1 protein-coding gene is annotated in these 904 nt (G+C 70.7%); it reads left to right on the top strand.

The genetic code is table 11. The features are described from left to right. Positions 1-113 precede the first annotated feature (113 nt). Positions 114-904 (top strand): MFS transporter (locus SK571_RS46140; RefSeq protein ID WP_319990428.1); only part of this gene is annotated, 791 nt, incomplete at its 3' end.

The raw sequence follows: 904 nt of genomic DNA, 5'->3' as shown, positions 1-904 counted from the left end.
GCCATGGGCGCCGCCAGCCTCCTCGAACAGGCGGGCCACCGCGACGTCGCCGTACTCACCGGCGGACCTCAGGACTGGGCCGACGCGACCGGCGGACGCCTGGAGAGCGGCCGGTGAGTCTCCAACTCGGCCTGCGCGCCAACCTCGCCCAGTTCAGCCTGCTCGTCGCGGTCAACGCACTGGTCGGCGGCGTGCTCGGGCAGGAACGCGCGGTGCTGCCACTGCTGGCCAAGGACGAGTTCGGCCTCACCGGCTACACCTTCGTGCTCACCTACGTGATCGCCTTCGGTCTGACCAAGGCCGCCACCAACTACTTCGCGGGCACCTGGTCCGACCGCTTCGGCCGCCGCCCGGTGCTGCTGGCCGGCTGGCTCGCCGCGATCCCCGTACCGCTGATGCTGATCTGGGCGCCGTCGTGGGGCTGGGTGATCGCGGCGAACGTGCTGCTCGGCGTCAACCAGGGCCTGACCTGGTCCACCACCGTGATCATGAAGATCGACCTGGCCGGACCGTCCCGCCGCGGCCTCGCGATGGGCCTCAACGAAGCCGCCGGCTACATCGCCGTCGCGGTCACCGCGCTCGCCACCGGCTACCTCGCCGCCCACTACGGGCTACGCCCGGCACCGTTCCTGCTCGGACTGTCCTATGTGGTCCTCGGGATCGGACTGACCGTCTTCGCCGTGCGGGAGACCCGAGAACACGCACGGCTTGAAGCGACACAGCACCCCGCTGCTGCGGAGGGCATGCCGAGTGACCGGGAGATCTTCACCCGCACGAGCCTGCGGGAGCCCGCGCTGTCGGCGGCGAGCCAGGCCGGGATGGTGAACAACCTCAACGACGGCCTGGCGTGGGGCCTGTTCCCGATCCTGTTCGCCACCGCCGGCCTGTCGGTCGCCAAGATCGG

Origin of the sequence: Lentzea kristufekii (assembly GCF_033949925.1) — a bacterium.
Classification (GTDB): Bacteria; Actinomycetota; Actinomycetes; order Mycobacteriales; family Pseudonocardiaceae; genus Lentzea; species Lentzea kristufekii.
The sequence above is the reverse complement of the archived record's forward strand: the minus strand, read 5'-3'. Positions and strand labels throughout refer to the sequence as shown.